At 51.9% G+C, this 16648-nt stretch carries 8 protein-coding genes; 4 read left to right on the forward strand and 4 right to left on the reverse strand.

The annotated features are described in order from the left end of the window. Positions 1-17: 17 nt before the first annotated feature. Positions 18-1043, reverse strand: a complete 1026-nt coding sequence (locus ACVW2L_RS17440) for a phospholipase D-like domain-containing protein (protein WP_457129233.1) — start codon at positions 1041-1043, stop codon at positions 18-20. Positions 1044-1061: 18 nt separating this feature from the next. Further along, on the reverse strand, positions 1062-4832 hold the full coding sequence (locus tag ACVW2L_RS17445; RefSeq protein ID WP_457129234.1) for an ATP-dependent DNA helicase: 3771 nt from the start codon (positions 4830-4832) through the stop codon (positions 1062-1064). A 137-nt stretch (positions 4833-4969) separates the two neighbouring features. On the opposite strand from ACVW2L_RS17445, the gene ACVW2L_RS17450 reads away from it, so the two are divergent. After that, on the forward strand, positions 4970-11830 hold the full coding sequence (locus tag ACVW2L_RS17450) for an AAA domain-containing protein (RefSeq protein WP_457129235.1): 6861 nt from the start codon (positions 4970-4972) through the stop codon (positions 11828-11830). Here the strand turns inward: ACVW2L_RS17450 and ACVW2L_RS17455 are convergent. Both ACVW2L_RS17455 and ACVW2L_RS17460 read right to left on the reverse strand, forming a co-directional pair. Further along, the gene (locus tag ACVW2L_RS17455) at positions 11827-12258 is read right to left on the reverse strand and encodes a hypothetical protein (protein ID WP_457129236.1); all 432 of its coding nucleotides are present in this window, start codon (positions 12256-12258) and stop codon (positions 11827-11829) included. The two genes, ACVW2L_RS17450 and ACVW2L_RS17455, sit on opposite strands and share 4 nt — an antisense overlap. Positions 12259-12565: 307 nt before the next feature. Then, positions 12566-12802: a hypothetical protein gene (locus tag ACVW2L_RS17460; protein WP_457129237.1), complete on the reverse strand. Its 237-nt coding sequence runs from the start codon at positions 12800-12802 to the stop codon at positions 12566-12568. A 610-nt stretch (positions 12803-13412) separates the two neighbouring features. Here ACVW2L_RS17460 and ACVW2L_RS17465 point away from each other — a divergent pair. The 3 genes from ACVW2L_RS17465 to ACVW2L_RS17475 are packed head-to-tail and all read left to right on the forward strand — an operon-like array spanning position 13413 to position 16646. Beyond that, complete coding sequence (locus ACVW2L_RS17465; protein WP_457129238.1) at positions 13413-13826, forward strand: hypothetical protein; 414 nt, start codon at positions 13413-13415, stop codon at positions 13824-13826. Between the two features lie 7 nt (positions 13827-13833). Continuing rightward, positions 13834-16221 carry a hypothetical protein gene (locus ACVW2L_RS17470; protein WP_457129239.1) on the forward strand — a complete coding sequence of 796 codons (2388 nt, stop codon included), beginning with the start codon at positions 13834-13836 and terminating at the stop codon, positions 16219-16221. Next, positions 16221-16646, forward strand: coding sequence for an HD domain-containing protein (locus ACVW2L_RS17475; protein WP_457129240.1), 426 nt, complete (start codon positions 16221-16223; stop codon positions 16644-16646). Before ACVW2L_RS17470 ends, ACVW2L_RS17475 begins: the two co-directional genes overlap by 1 nt. Positions 16647-16648: the final 2 nt, after the last annotated feature.

Below are 16648 nucleotides of genomic sequence, written 5' to 3' on the forward strand. Positions count from 1 at the left end.
TTGAATATGCATGAGAATTACTTCGATAATAATAGTCGTGGCAATTCATCACAATCGTAACTAGTCGAAACGCTAGGAAATTTGACAAAAAGTCCTTCAATTACCTGCTCATTTAGAAAAGGTTGGAAGTTATCATACCACAAGCGGTCTTCTTTAATAATGTCGATATCCCCTTTAATAAGTTCTTTCAATTGTTCGTAGGTGCGCGTACTGCTAATCGCAGTCTTGAATTGTCTTTTCAGGTTCGGTTTAACCTCGCTCAGTGCATCATTGATCTCGTGCCATTGGTCTGGATATTCCCGATAGCTGTCGATGATATGTGTAGCGTTGCGGCCATGGGTCCAGTTTCTTAAGGTGCGTTTGGTGACCGGCAGGTCAAACTCCGATGGGCGGAGCTTTCTATCCAAACGACAGCTGGGGTTGAAAATAAAGCCTGGCTGGTAGGCGACTTCATCATAATAGCCGTTGAAATGCGTGAAGCAATCTCCCAGTATTATTTTTGAGCGGTATTTCCGGTACTGCTTACGGGAAAAAGGATAATATGCCGACAGCAGTCTTTGCGCAAATTCCGGGTGTTCAAATAAAAGGCTAACATTTTCATCCCGGTAGGACGGCTCAGTAAGCGCCCTGAAAATGCGCAGGTGTACGCTACTGAAATGCTGGTCTTCAATGACGGAAATGTTCTCTGCATTATATTTGGCTTTCCGGGTATAATTATAAGAGCCTAACACAGTAATTGATCCGTCAATGACCATGAATTTGCGGTGTAGGAAACGCTGGTCACATTTTTGACGCAGCGCTATGCCGGCATTTTCGAATTCCTGGCGGTAATTAAAAAAATAGTGATCGTTGATCTCATTGTCATCCACCACGATCTCGATGTGCATAGCGGGGTCATCCCGTTTTGCCAAAAGCAACGCATTTTTGACGGCCTGGCTGGTTAGCCAGGCCATGACGATATGGATGGATCGTTCTGCGTTATCGATCTGTTCCAGCAAAATAGGCTCTATCCCTTCAAAATGTGCTGTCAGTTGGCGGCTCATGGGTTCAAATGGTCTAGCTTAGATGAATAACTTTTCGATCAGCAGCCGTATCTCCTGCGCATCAATACCACCGTCCGGTTTATCCCGCGTGATGATCAGCTGTTTGTCCGCATCCGGATCCAAAGTGTTTTCAATGATCCCGTTGCGAGTGTACCATTCCTGCTTTCTTTTCCATTTGCTCCGGTAATCATCCTTGGTCATCAAACCCAGGTGCTCCCAGTAATAAACGATACCGCTGGCCGCATCTTCTATGGTAAAATCAGGATGGATCACGATACCTTTGTCATCGCTGATTGGTGCTTCGTAAGCGTAAGGGATATGCTGGAAATGCAACTGATCGGCAATGATCACTTCTGACTTGGAGATCATAAATTCTCCTTTGGCACACACCTGGACATAGTTGGCGTCATAGAATTTTTTATTGACCAGCTTAAGTTGCGGTTCCGAGAAAAGATCGGTCAGGCGGCGTGCGGTTTCAGAGTATTCGCCACGCGAATATTTTTCATAATCGCTGAATTTGCCCTGATGCAAAATCAAAATGCGGTCTTCCTGACGGGTAAGGGCGGTATAGAAAAGTTCCCGGCTGAGCGTGGGACAGGCGGATGGTATGACAAAAATAACCGTATTGAAGCCGCTGCCCTGGGATTTGTGGACTGTGATGGCATAGGCAAGCTCGAACTGCAGGTCGCCATCTTCCTGGAAGTCGGCTTCTTTGAACTGATAGGCGTAGCCGGGTTGTGAAGCGAAGGCCACCCGGATAGGGCGCGGCTTTTCCTGGTTCCATTCGCCGTAAAATCCAACGTGCAGGCCGATCTCCCCGTTGGCCATGTACTTGAGCAGGGATTCGTCGGACAAGCGCTCGGGGTTATAGGTATAGTTCCAGGGTTTGTCCCAGCGTGTATTCTGGATATTGATAAGCTTATCTCCGTATACTAATTTATCGTTTCCGACCGGGCGGGGCATCTTCCGTTTTTTATATTTTGGCGGCTGGATGGAATTAGCGATCGCGGTCGCCCGGTAAGTTTTCTGGATACCCTGGTTCAGCACCTTGGTGCCATAGCCCGAGGTGCGGGTCGGCGAGAGGATCTGCCAGCTTTCGATTAGCGGCGCCGAGGGGATGTCGAAACTTAACCAGGAATTGCCCTCATAATAAGCGCGGGCACCTAAGGAAAGGTTAAAATCTTTCATCGGATCGCCGGTCGCTGCCAAGTCTATTCTGGGAAGCAACTGGCTGATCTCTCTGTTGGTCGCTGAAACCAGCATCTCCTCCAGCTGACGCACATTATACCATTCCATGAACTCAATATGCCCCCAGTTCTTCCCTTCGTCAGCGGCGATCTCTCCGAAAATATTGATCTCCTCTTTCTTGATCGGGTCGTCGCTGAACCATTTGCTTAGCCTGACATCCAGGCGGTCTGGTTCTTCCGCCGGTATATCCTGTTTTGCGGATTGACGGAAGAGTACTTTCAAGGATGCGATCCCCTTTTTTTGCTGCTGCAGGTAATTGATAAGGTCCGCGAAGGGCCTTCCCGCGCCGATAGGCGGGAGTTGCCGGTAATCGCCGATCAGGATCAAGCGTTCCACACCGGTCAGGCTGTCGATCACTGCTGCCAGCTGGTCCTCCGTCAGCATGGAGGCCTCATCAATAATGACCGTCTTGGCGCTACGGACCGGGCCGTCTGGATTAAGCATATACTGACCGGTTTCCGGTTGGTAACGCTTGGCCCTAATGAGGTACTGGGCTACTGTTTGGGCATCTTTGCCCATTTTTACCCTGGCTTTGCCCGTTGGCGCAAGTTTGAGTATCGTACCGCCGGCAATGAACGGCTGGGCACATAAGATATCGATCAGCGTGGTCTTCCCTGTTCCGGCCGGGCCCAGCAGCACCGCCACCCGGTTGGTGGACATCAAGGCCAGGGCGGCGGCCTTTTCATCCCTTGCCTGACTATCCCGCTGCCGGAACCAATCCGGTAGAGCAGGGTCGATAGCCCCGAATTTATCATCGATGACCGCCCGCCAGTTTGTCTCCGGGATGCTGGAGATGGGGCGTTGCAGGCGCTTTTGAACAAATGTTTTGATCTTCTCCTTCATCTTTGCATAGCGGACGAGTTTATAGTAATTCAGCCCTGATTGCTCATCCAACACTTGCCGCCCGAGCTCTGCCTGTAAAAAATCTTCGATAGCCAGCAAGTTCCTCGTTCCAGGATCGCAAAGTGGGGCGAGCGGGAGTCCATCCAATGCGGTCACCAGCTGGCTGTCGGTCAGCAAGGTATTTCCGCCGGCAGCTGCCTGTTCCAGTACCTGCACGCAAAAAGCCCGGATCCGCCGCTCGTCCAGCGGGTCGCCGATCGCTGTCTTTTCTGGCAATGGGAACCTTTCGCTGACCACCGGGTGCAGGAACAGTGCTTTGTCGATCGTGCTGGCCGGGAATTGCAGGCGAATTAGGCGATGTTGTTCGTATAAAGCATAGGGATTGACCAGGTATTCCAACTGTTGTTGTTCGGAAAGATCAATGACTTGCCTGACCTGCTCGTTATCCAGGCTCATGCGGCTCAGCAATTCGAGGAAGGCCTTTTCGTCATCGCTATAATTTTCCCAGGTCGCCTTCAGCGTACCGCTCATCGGGAATTTAAGATTGTTTGGCAAAAAAGACTGGTCGCCGCCGTATAGCCGGTACACGTAGTCCCATGGATTGGTGATGACTTCGCCCTGGTCGTTCCGGATCAATCGGTCGAGTTCGCGCGCGACCATGTTGCCCGCCGGGATCTTCAGTCCGCTTAATACCGGCCCGATACCGGGGAAAGGGCCACGCATCTCCCATAAGACCGATATTTGATGATCGATCCAGCCTAACTGATCGCTATAATCTTTACCGGCCAGCAATCCTCCAAGCTTCTTGAGCCGGTCATGCAGGATCAGCAGGGCTTCGATGGCGGTGTCGTTTGAAACCCATTCCGAGCCATACGAAAATTCCTGAAAGGCTGGCGCAAAGGCGATATAATCCTGTAGGTTGATCGATTCGTCCTGAGCTGCTAATGTGAGCAGATCATGATAAGGCAGCAGAAAGCCGTCTGCGAAGTCTTGCCTGATCGAATGGTAAACAGGCCGTTCCCAAAGTGTGCTGCGGAACGCGACCGGCAGTTCCGGGTTGTAGTCATATTCAGTGAGTGCGCCAGTCTTGGTCACCCGGCCAACGCCGATCAAAATGCGTTCTGTAGATTCTACCAATGGAATATTCTTGGCGTATATGAAGACCAGCGAATGTTCGGGCCTGATGGGATCTATAAAGGCGTCGAGCAGGGCCTGCTGGTTATCGATCTGTTGGACCCAGGTATTTCGGAACCCTAATTCGGGTTCTTTCCTGGCATCATAGCCGAGCTGGTATTCTTCCGCCCGGTCCGACTGGTTGCTGTCGGCATCTTTCTGCATCCACCCATAGGGGATGACAGCAAAGCTGTACCCTGGATACCGCAGGGTGGTTTCACGGTAATGTCCGTAATATTTTTGGTTCTTGGGATTGGAGGCATAGGGGTGCTTCACCTTTCGGTAGACATCATGCGGCGACATGAAGGTCGCTTTTTCGGCGATACAAGGTGGCTGCTGCTGTTCGCTCAGTTCGTGCATCCACCTCGAGGCAAGCGATTCTTCCAGAGCAGGGTCTTTAGCGGCCTGGATACGGGGCAGGAACATGCAGGAGCCGTTCTCACGCGGGCTGCAGCAGACCTTTCCGTTCCAACCGGCATCATGCCAGGCTACTCTTACGGAAAGGTGTTGGGTGGGAATGTGCATGTGGTCAGGTATAGTGATCGGTAGCTAATGTATTTATTTAATACTTGATAAACAAAATAATACGAAAAGCTTTATCCCCGGACGGCAGGGCCGTTATTTTTTTGTAAACTCGTAGCACAAAACCCGCTTATCACCTTATGAAGATAAAAGACATGCGCCAGTTTCGGCAGCTCATCAAAAAAGACATCGCCGAAATGGATATTCCCAGCAGGAACGAACATTTTATCGGCGTCAGTCACGAGGTGCGTGAGGGCGAATTCGAATATGGTTTTTTTAATATTTACCATGGCCTGAAAGATGGTTACCAGGATAATGATGGCGTCCGGGGCTTTTTACAGGGCTTCCTGGATATGGCTAAGGACGGGCAGGCGGTCTACGAATTCATGCAAAATGCGGTCGATGCCCTGAGCACCCGCTTCGGTCTTTTCTGGGGAAAGGATGAGTTGGACGGCAATTCATATTTGCTGGTGGCCAATAATGGGAATATGTTCGATGCCGACGCGGTGCAATCGATCCTGAATATCGGCGTATCGACCAAGGCTGCCGACAATTATACCATCGGGAAGTTCGGCATCGGTTTCAAGCTGGCCCACCGCCTCGTCGGTAAGGAAAACGGACTGGACGAACTGCTGAACAATAATTACGGCCCCATCCTGTTTAGCTGGCAGCAGGCCGAACCGCTGCTGTTCACCGTGCAGCCAGAAGTGGAACCGACCAGCCAGCAATACCAGGTCTATATTGAAAATAAAAAAAAGAAGGCCAAGGTGCTGGGTACCGAACCCTGGCTGTTCAAGATACTGATCACCAATTTTCCCTGTCAGCCGGAAAATGATACGGTGCCGGAGCTGATCCGGGATTACCGTTACCAGGAGACCGGCAATTCCTTCAGCAGGGATGAACTGGCTGTTATGGGCCGCTGGATCCAAAAATACCGCAGCTATTTTGAAACGGATTTTGAACACGGCTCCTTGTTTTTTCTCAAACTGGGACAAGGAAAGCAGGGTTCGCTGGAAGAGGTCAACCTCGAAGAAGGTGTCCGGTTTTCGATGACCATTTTGAACCGTACGGCCCAGTTGACACTTGGCCATTCGGGGTTGAAAGAAGTTAACCTGAACCAAACGTTATTGAAGCCGATCGACCTGGATTTCGAGCCTTTCATTTTTGAAAAGGGTTCGGCGGACTTCCATTTTATCCGTTTCGGCAAAGAAGAGATCAACGATGGGGAATCCTCGGAGATCAGAAAAGATGCCGATATCGAGATCCTCATGGGTTTTACCGACCATGAAGCGTCAGTTGAAACCTTCAAAAACGCGCCTAATTTCTACCTGTTCTTTCCTTTGAGCGAAGAAAAGCACCGGCTTTGCTTTATTCTGCATTCCAATGCTTTTTATAAATCGAGTTCCCGCACCTACTTACAAAAGGGAAACGCCGGCACTGAAGGCGTCGGGATCAATGAACGTTTGTTCAGCCGGTTCGCCGCCCGGCTCACCCAGCGGATGAAGTTGTGGTCCGAAAGTACTGACGAAGCGCTTCGCGCCCGCTTCCTCAAAGTTTATGCTACGCTGTTGTTATCGGACAAAAGCGATAATCCTGAACGGGTTTGGGTGAATGAACCGCTGTGGGAGCCATTGTTCCAGCTGATCTGCAACCAGGTACCCGTCAGGTCATTTGACGAACATGGCTTCACCATTGCAGGCGATCACAAAAACGTACGGATGAAGGGCACCGCTTTGCCGGTCGATACCCTGAACTGGCTGGGCGGTCATATCCACTGGTTTTACTGGGATGACGAACAGGCACAGTCACTCGCATTCATGGCGCGGCAAAAGTTATTACTGAAACAAGTGACCATTCTGGATATCCTGGACGAGGCTGGCTCCGCCGAACACATCAATCGCTGGCTGCTGGCCGAACCCGCCGGGATCAAACTTATTTTTGAAGAATTGGAGGCGGCTATAGCTTTGGTCAGCGAGGAAAAAAATATCCGCGCCAATATCGCCAAACTGGCGATCTGGCCTTTCAGCAATGGGCAGACGCTGAGTCTGGCAGCAGCGGAAGAAGATGAGCGCTACCTTATCCTTTTTAACCGGATCGACGACCTGGGACCTTATCTGCTTAAGGCGGGTTTTTATACCACGGACTTTTCTTTGAGTGATTACCCGAACCTGTTTAAATACATTCAAACAACCGCGCGCCTGGTGCAGTATTTCAATTCATTTGATGAACTGGTGACTTTACTGAACCCCCGTTTTGCGGCTGCCGGTTTTGCACCCGGGGAGAAAAGAGCCATTTTCGAGGCCACGCTCAAGATCGGTTCGCGTTCACCGGAAGAACGCGTCGCGCGTTTCCGCCGCCTGACCTTGTTTTCCAATACGAACGGTCAAATACTGGCCTTGAGCAGCATGATCAAAGCTGCAGAACATACCTGGCTGAAAGGCTGGTGTATCGCCGGGCAGGAATACTTTAAAGAACTTGATGACTATTTGTGCCGGGAGACTGAAGTTTATGCGCAGATCATCCAGCCGGCTTTTACGGCTATTCTCACGCAGCCCGGTTTGCGGCCTGCGGATATCCCGGCGATCTACACCGCCGTAAAACAGATCTATGCCAGGACCCCGTTGGCACCTGGTTTGGCCGAAATTACGGTCGTTTATACACCGGAGGGCCTGCTGCCAGCTGGCGAAGCCTATTACTACTGCGCCGAACTCGCCCAGTTGACCGAAGGGCAGTATTCAGCTTTCAGCAGCCTTGCCCCGGAACTGGGCATCGCCAGTCTGCCACTTTACGGGCTATTGCCTTTTTATGAAGCGGCGCCCTTTAAGCTAAGCGCCGGTGAACTGGAACTAAATGTCGAAAAGCCGCTGACCGAAGTGTCCATTGCGGCGGCCACGGGCCTGCTCAAACTTTGCGCGTCGGAGAACCGCGAGGTGTTCGATCAACTTACGATCGGTGAAGCGGGCGGGGCCTTAATGATCTACCCGGAAACCACAGGCGTCTCACAGGCGCTGACCCAGGACAAAGCCGTCCAGGCCTACCTACAGGTCCATCACCAGGCAGCCTTCCGTCTGCTGCCGGTCGTTTTGCACAGTTTCGGTGAGCTGGTAGACCTCAAGAAGGACGAACTGATCGAGGAACTGGCTGAAAGGTGCACGCTCACGGATGATGAGCAGCTTTCGGCTTTGCTTGCGCTGGTATCACAGGCCGGCGGCGAGACCAGGAAAAAAGTTTTGGAGGGCGTTCCGCTACAATTGTTCGATCTGGACCAGCCGCTGCGGGCGGATTCGGCGCCTTTGCGTTTCCTGACGCTCGTTTTGCAAACGTTTACTGTTTCAGCTGAACGTATCGCGCTGATTCGGGAAAAGATCGCCGCCCGGTGGGAAAATGAAACCCTCTATTGGAAGGATGCCCAGTTCACCGGAAACGACGCGGTCACCCTGTTGCGCGGTGAGACCGAGTACCAGCTTTCCCTTTCACAGATCATCCTCAACGACCAATCGCGGGCGACCAGGGTTGCCGGGCTGCTGGTCGAGCGGCTTACTGAGGCCGCGGTCGCCGAACGATCAGTACTGACCGAATGTCTGGGACTGGAAGCTTCCACCGACCATGAATATATTTATGATCATTTGACGGAAAACTATCAAGATCGGCCGCTGGAGCGCCCTGACCAGCTGGCCTTCTTGCTTCTTTCGGTTTATGAGCCGGGTGATTTTATCGTGGAGACCTGCGCCGGTCCGCACGAAATAGCGGGAGGCGTTTTTTACCTGCCGGAGAACACTTGTCCGGTGCTCAGCCCGGAACTCCAGCTAGCCCCATGCTATGCCGGTTTGGCACAGCAACTCAAAATGAAACCGGGCGATCATTTCTCGCCAGACGGGAAGATCCAGGTACTGCATTCCCCTTACCTTAAGGGCGAGCGCCTGACAGCGCCCGGTGCCGACCATATTCCGGCTGCAGGGCAGGCTGTTTTTTTTGATTTTTGTTATGCATTATTTCAGGCCGCCCCCGAAGCTCCGGTCAAATTGAGCGCTGTTCAAGGTTGGGCGCCGCTGATCGGCTTTGAGCCTGCAGAGACCGTAGCGGACCCTGACTGGGCATATGCAGGTGAGGCATTGGCCCCGGCCATCGGGCAATGGCTGGAAACAGCGGGTGTCCCCGGACAAAAATTCCTTTCCGCGCTGGGTGTTTCTTTCAGCGATTCGCCGATCGTCGCCCTGCGTTCCTTTTTAGCCGGCGCCGGGGAACAGCCCGCGGCTGCCACAGGAGAACAAACGGTAGCCCTGCTGCTCCGAACGGTCCTGTTCCTCCATCGGCGGGAGGTAACCTTCAGCTTGCCAGATCCGCGCCGCGAACTACTGACCAAGCTGATCGCCGGCTTATCCTCCCGGGAAACGGCGTTAACCGAGTTGCCCCTGCTGGCTTTTAGCGGGCTGCCGGGACAATTACGGCTGACCCTGGCCAAGCCGATCTATTGGCTCAGCGATGCGCAGCTGGAAGGCCTGGCTGCCATTGGGTTTGATCCTTCGGACCTGGCGGTTGCCCTTAGCAGGGAGATCGCGCTGCAAAGCTGCTTTGATGCATCGTGGTGCACGAGTTATCCCGGTGAAATCGAAACGGTCGGCCTATCGGCAGGTAACATTGATGAGCAGGTGCCCCAGAAGGAATGGGAACGCGCCTTTTATCAGGATTGGAAAAAGAGCTATCCCGAACTGACGGTCATCGGCTACGAACAGCCGATCCCGAGAACCCTCAAAGCGAACGGGCAGATCGTATACCGTTATGGCCTCGGTGATGCCGAAGTGCTGGACGCGCACACCGCGCTGGTCAATGTGGCGCAGCCCGACCGGACGGTCGTTACCCAGCTGCAGTCACTCGGCCTGTTCCCGAACGCGGCAATGGAGGCGCTGCTGCGGCTTTTTGAAAAGTACGATGAGCAACTGCAGGATTATTTGCAGCGTATCCAGAGCAATCCGGGATTCAAACAAGAGTGGGAACTGTTAAAACGGAAACTGGAACAGGAAGCAGAAAGGAAAAAAATGAAGGACGAATTCCTGGCGGCTGAGCGCTATAGCCTGGACTGGTTCCTGAAGCTGATCGAGATCATGCTACTGTCCAGCCCGGCCAATAAGAACGCGCAGGGCTCAGTCAGCTTTCGGAAAGCGGAATTGAACCCGGCTGACCATAGGATACTGGTCCTGATCAGCCCGACAGAAAACCTGTCCCCCAGTTTAGAGTATTTCAGCGACTACCGGGTGTTGCTGCACTATATTGATCCGCAAGGGGCCGCCCAGGTAAGCGAACTGCCCGTAAAAGCAGTCATGAAGGAAGGGCAGCGGGTCTATGTACTGCCGGCCGAGCCGGCCGATTTGACGGATATCCCGTTGGTCGATGTTTTCCAGGCCGTTATCTCCTTTTCACGCCCTTCGGGTTTAAGCCAGCAGCTCTACCGCTGCTTTCACCGCCTCGACTTGCCGCCGGAGTATAACGTGGCCAGGGAAATGACGGATCATGTCCGCTTCATTTTCGGGCCGCCGGGGACGGGTAAAACCACCAATATCGCGGAGAAGATACTGGAGCGCATGCGCGTGGCGCCCCATGCCCGTATCTTGGTGCTGACCCCGACCAATAAAGCGGCCAATGTCATCGTCAAACGCATCCTCAAGCAAAGTCTGCCTTCGGACCTGACGCTTTCCTGGCTGGTACGCTATGGTAACGCCCCGGATACCGAGATCATCGATCATAACCTGGCACGTGACGCCGGTAATTTCGATCTTGACCGGGCGGGTGGCCAGGTGCTGGTCACGACAGTGCACCGCTTTTTTTATGACCAGGTGCGATCGCACCCCGGCCGGCATGATGAGGAAACGATCGCCCTGGCGGATGTCGACTGGCAGACCATTATTTTTGATGAGGCCTCGATGATCATGCTGCCAGCCATTGTTTATCCCATGCTCCACCGCCGCTACAGGGCCAGCGATCCGGCACAAAGCACGGAATTCATCATTGGGGGTGACCCGCTGCAGATCCCGCCGATCTTCGATATCCCGGACCAGAACCTGCCGGAAGAGCAGCGCGATGTCAAGGAAGAGAATATTTATTCCATGGTCAGCCTGAGATCTTTCCTGGAAGCCGATCAGCAAATTCAAATGCCCAGATATGCAGGACAGGTAGAGAACCTGAAAACACAATACCGCAGCGTTGCCGCCATTGGCAAACTGTTCAGCCGTTTTTCCTACAAGGACCTGTTATTGCATGGCCGGGCGCTGGGGCTCAACCCGCATAAGACCGCCCACTCTCGCCCGCTTCCGTCTTTCTTCGCGCAGCTTGGTTTTAAGCCGCTGACGATCATACGTTACCCCACAACGGGAGACCACCCGATCTATTATCCCCGGACGCTGAACGAAAGTCCGGTTCATGTGTATAGCGCCCTGCTGGTGAATGAGCTGTTGCTGCGTTTCAAGAAAGATACCCAGGCCGAACCCTGGAAAATCGGCGTTGTGACGCCTTACCGGGCACAGGCAGACCTGATCAACGCGATGGCTGAAGATCATCGCGTTGGCCCGGCCGACGACCTGGTCACTATCGATACGGTACACGGCTTCCAGGGCGATGAATCGGAGCTCGTCTTCGCGGTCTTCAACCCCAGCACCTACGGTGCCGCGTACAGCCGTTTCTTCAAGAAACAGTTTATCATCAATGTCGCCATCAGCCGTGCCGAAGACTACCTGGTCCTGCTGTTGCCGGAAGACCTGCAGGGCGCCAGTTTACTGGACGCCCGGGCGAGGAACAGTGTCATGGACCTGGTCAGCCGCCTGGAAGAACAGGATCAGGTCGCTATATTAAAGGCGTCCGATGTAGAGGCGCAGCTGATGGGCAAAGCCAAATTCTTTGAGGGCAGCAGTATCACCGATCAGCACCAGCAAGTCAATGTGTACGGCAAACCCGGCGCGCGCTATGCTATCCGCTGGAACGAGCAAGCGATCGATATCCACTGGGCCTAAGGCTGCAGCGGGTCCGCATTCAGACGCTGCTGGCGTATTGTTTGGAACCAGCTCAAGAATTCGGGCGAGTGTTCAGCTGAGGCGAACAGGGCGGCCAGGTATTCATCCAATACTTTTAACTGTTTCCAGCGTTGTGCGTCGGCCAATAGTTGTTCAAAGTCACCATCGGGCGGAGCCGCGGCTGTTTCAGCTTCTTCATTAATCATGGCCGGTATTACACGGTCGGGTTTGGCGCGCTCCCGCTCCAGTTGGCGGGCGGACAGTTCCATATGGTTAAGGATATCCAGTATCTGCTCTTCCAACGGGCGCTTGCTGTCTTTCCACTCCCGGCCGCCCCACCAGTCCATCCGGAAAGCGAGGCGTCCGGTAGGCTTTAGTTGACGAACTTCGTTTTTCGTTGGCTTTGGGCAAAGTCTTGCAGATCTCATAGAGGTGTACCCGCTGGCGGACCTCCCGTAAATAAACAAAAGCAAAGCGGTCCCGGATTTCGACACGGTACCCTCTGCGCCGCCAGCATTTGAACAGCGTATCCACAATGCGTAAAGCCCGTCCGACGTTAGCAGCCATTACCCTGATCGGGAACTGGTCGTCATCCGAGCGCCGCATTTGGTCCCAGCGTTCTTTGGCCAGACCCTTTCCTGCGTCTGTGATCAGTTTGTCCGGATGGATCAGCCGGTCGGGCACGCCAAAGGAAAGTTCTGTTTCTCCCGCAAAAACGGGTGCCGGTTCGAATACCTACCGGCTGTTTGCTTCAGTAGCCGTTTGTTCTGATTCTTCCTTTGGGGGCAATGGCGGCTGTTCTACTGATTTACCGTGTTTAGGCCTCGCCCAGTGCCCTTGTTCGGGCATGGGAATACCCCGGTCCCAGCACCAGCGTTTGATATCCCAGCCTTTGACGCCCCACGCTTCGGCCAGGTGCGAAATGGGTTTGCCCCAGACTGCGTTGTATAATTCTTCCCGGCTTAGCTGCATTTATTCAAAATAACTACGCAGGATATGTCCCTGCAAAACAACTTGCGATTTGGGCATATCGCCTGCGTCATTCGCAATTGGTAGGCATTTGGCACGATTTCCAGGCGGTGGTGATCAAATCAGTAGAAAATAATTAGTTTCGGTGCATGCATTGACGGTGGAAAATTGGCGGCGCCTGGATGATCGCGCTGAAGGAAGTGATCGAAAATATCGTTTTATACGATGACGGCACGGTTAACCGTGTAATGCGTTTGAAGATAAATATTATTTAACCGATCGGAAATTTGGCTATTATCCAGATAATGAGGCCGTATCATCAAATAATATTTACATAATTTGCTAATTAGCATATTATTATGTTATTTGCAACCAAACCTGAATGCTCTTTTATCACAATGTCAACCAGCTATTTTCCAATGTCTTTGCTGATTCGCCCCCGCTAAACACTGAGACCAATCCGCATTAAAAATAAAAGCTCATTTCCGGAACAATAATAAATACACGATCAACCGGCTGCCAGTTAGAAAGAAGGAAGAATACACCAGTTTTCCTAACGCTTTATAACTACAGCCCGGCATAATGGTACACCCCTATTAATAATTTTTGAGTTATGGCAAAAAAAATACTATTGGTGGAAGAAGACGAAGCGATTGTTTACCAGACCGGGTATCACTGGGCGCATTATTTCAGTCCGAAAGGCCTGGTTTCCGGATTTATTATTCCGGTGTGGCGTCAGCTGCATGACAGTTTTTTAGTGACTACTCACAAAATCATCGCCCAGCGTACCATACCGGAACACTATCTGGAGATCTATCTACTACAAGTAAAAAAAGTAGAGATGAAACAATATTTAATTGGCCGGACACTTGGGTTTGGGACTATCGTGGTCACGGGAACAGGTGATCATACGTACAGGCTGTTATATATCAAGAACCCTAAAGGCTTCGTGGAGGCCTATCGGAAACAGGTAAGTGTCCAGCGTGCCAAAGCAAATAATTCGCAGGACCCATCAGCCGAAAAATAACGACCAAATGGAAAATCAAATAAAAGGTCTGTTGTTATGGGATAACACGGATTACGGCGAAAAGCTCGCCACAGCGCTCAATGCCGAACTGATCTGTGACGCGGATCAGCTGAATGCGATCAAGGATAATTTTCATCAGTACAGCCATATCGTGGTCTTTTGCGAACTGAATTGGTCACTGAGCGGTGATACGGTCACGAGCCTTGATTTCTCTGGTATCAAAATGATTCAAGCCTTGCGTAGTGAAAAAGAAATGGATCTCCCAGTGATGTTCCTGTCATATTTTGATGTGGCGCGGATCGTCAGCAGTCCTGACCGAGAGATCGTATTGGCAGTAGGACACGACCTATTGCAGCTGCCGGCGGCGCCTGCTATCATAGAAAGCGCGGTAGTAGACGCGTTCCGGGACGGCCGGCGCCTCAAAAAATTATCTCCGATGGAGCTCAGTGATATCAAAAGCTTTTATTGCGACAAGGAGGGGGCACTGGAGCATTTGCTGCATGCTCTGGACAAATACCGTGTGGTGACTTTGACGGAAGCGAATAAAAAAATGGTCGAGAGTGAACTGGAGCAAGCCATCGTGAAAATACACGCTATGTTTTCAGCCGACCCCTCCCGCAAACTCATGGAATGGAAGTTAAAATCAGAAGATATCATGACTAAAAACATGGGCGAACTGATTGACAGTATTGCTGAAACGGCGGAGGGGCTGCTGGATCAGAACCGGACCGAGGAAGGTTCTTCCCCAAGGTCAGGTCGCGCTGCTACCGACTATCCCTGGACAGTGATCTTTTTGGATGATGAGATCGATGCAGGGCATAAGATCATCCAGCAACTGAGCGGACGCGGTATCAGGGTGCTTTGTTCGGCCAACGCGAAAGATGCCATGCGCGATTTTCTGGAAAGTATGACCAGTAGCCAAAAGCCGATGGTGGTGATCGCAGATTATCGCCTGAGCGAGCCTTTTGGGACAGTCACCAGGCACCAGAAAATCCAGGGCTATCAGTTCCTGAAAGAAATTGCAGCCACGGACCATTTGGTCAGACTGGTGGCCTTCTCCAATATGAAGCGCAAATTCCTGATGAACAGTTTTCTTCACTTCAACGTGCGCACCGTGATCAAATCCAAAAAGGATTACCTAACGGATGACCAAATCGAACTGTTTTGCGATGAGATTATTGAACTGGCCGAAGAGAACTACGAGGCCGCGTCCCTGCTTCCGACTGGCACATCGCCCTCCCAAACGATCTTGTTCGATGCTTACAAATTGTACCGGAAGCACAAGGCCTATGAAGAAATGGAGCGTCAAACGGCCTTTACCGCCAAAGACATTTGTGATTATTTGCAGGAACAGATCGATGCTGGCCAAGAACTCGAGATCGAGCCCATCAACCATGTCAGAAGTCCGCTGATCAAATTTAAAAAAAATGAAGATGCCTATTTTCGCCGTTTCCAGGATTACATGGTCGCCCGGCGGGTAGCCCTCTGGCTGTACGCTGTTAACAAAACCCCGCGCGGGCCAGGATGGGACAGCGGCGAAACCATCCGTCAGATCGCTGAGCTATTGGCCGGAAAAAAATATACGCCAGAATCAGAATTCTACCGGGGGATCACCAATACGAACCTGGGGCTAAAACTCGAAGATTTCCCTTTCAATATTACTATTGAAGAACGCTATTTCCTGCATTATGAGATGGGGCTGGGGATCATCCGCGATGTACGGGCCATTCTGCCTGCGATCACCAGATGTGCAGCTCTGCTTAAAGAGTTGATCATCAGCACGCCTCTGCTGTTTGACCAGATCGCCGCCCAAGGTTTTAAGCTGGGGTTTATTTACAAGGGTAAGAAAAACAATGATAACAACCGTCAGGAGATCATTTTCAGTCACGATGGCTTGCCGGATATTAAAACGCCGGGCGGGCTCAAGGAAACCTACTGGGTTTTGCTGCAGTTGGTTAAAAGCGATAAAAAAGTGAAAGAGTTGCTGGCCAAGACGGTGACTCGCGTCACCGAAGAACTGCGGAAAGCCCTCTTGAAGAACCCGGGGCCTTACCTGTACGCGCTATGCCAGTATTTTAATTCAGTCAACGCTCCGCACACGGCCGCCAAGAACAAAGAAGCCAAGCACAGCCAGCCGGAATTTGAAGCTTTATTTAAGCTCATCGCATCAGGTAAAGAAATCCATGAAAGGGATTTGCCGCCGCCGCTGCGCCCGCTATACAGCAGCGCCTTTATGGCTTATATCGATTTGCTGGACCGTAGGCTGGCGATGAACGAGGATAATAAAAAACTATTCTTTGAACGGGTTTTGTTCCATCAAAGGCATGAACGCTCGGATCCGATGATCGTATTGAGCAGCGGCGAACCTAAAAAGAAAAAAGTGATGGATTACTGATGGACGAATTACTGGCAAAGGCTCTGGAGATCGCGCAAAAGGCGCACGCTGGCCAATTAGATAAGGCGGGCAGGGATTATATCCAACACCCGCTACGAGTGATGAATAAGGTACGAACCGAAGAAGAGAAAATGGTAGCCCTGCTGCACGACGTGCTGGAGGATAGTGAGCAAACGTTAGCCGGGCTGGTGGCAGCCGGTTTCCCTGCAGCGGTTTGCCGCGCGGTGGAACGGCTAACCCGGCCACAAGGGCAAAGCTATCAGGATTATATCTCGGCGATCAAACAAGACCAGCTGGCCACCCGAGTGAAACTGGCCGATCTGGAAGACAATATGGATTTGTCCCGTCTGCCGGGGGGCCCTAGCCCGCGGGATGAAGTGAGGACAAAAAAATATAAGGATGCTTACGAATTTTTAAAAAGTTGACC

It is taken from the genome of Mucilaginibacter sp. HD30, from assembly GCF_054061755.1.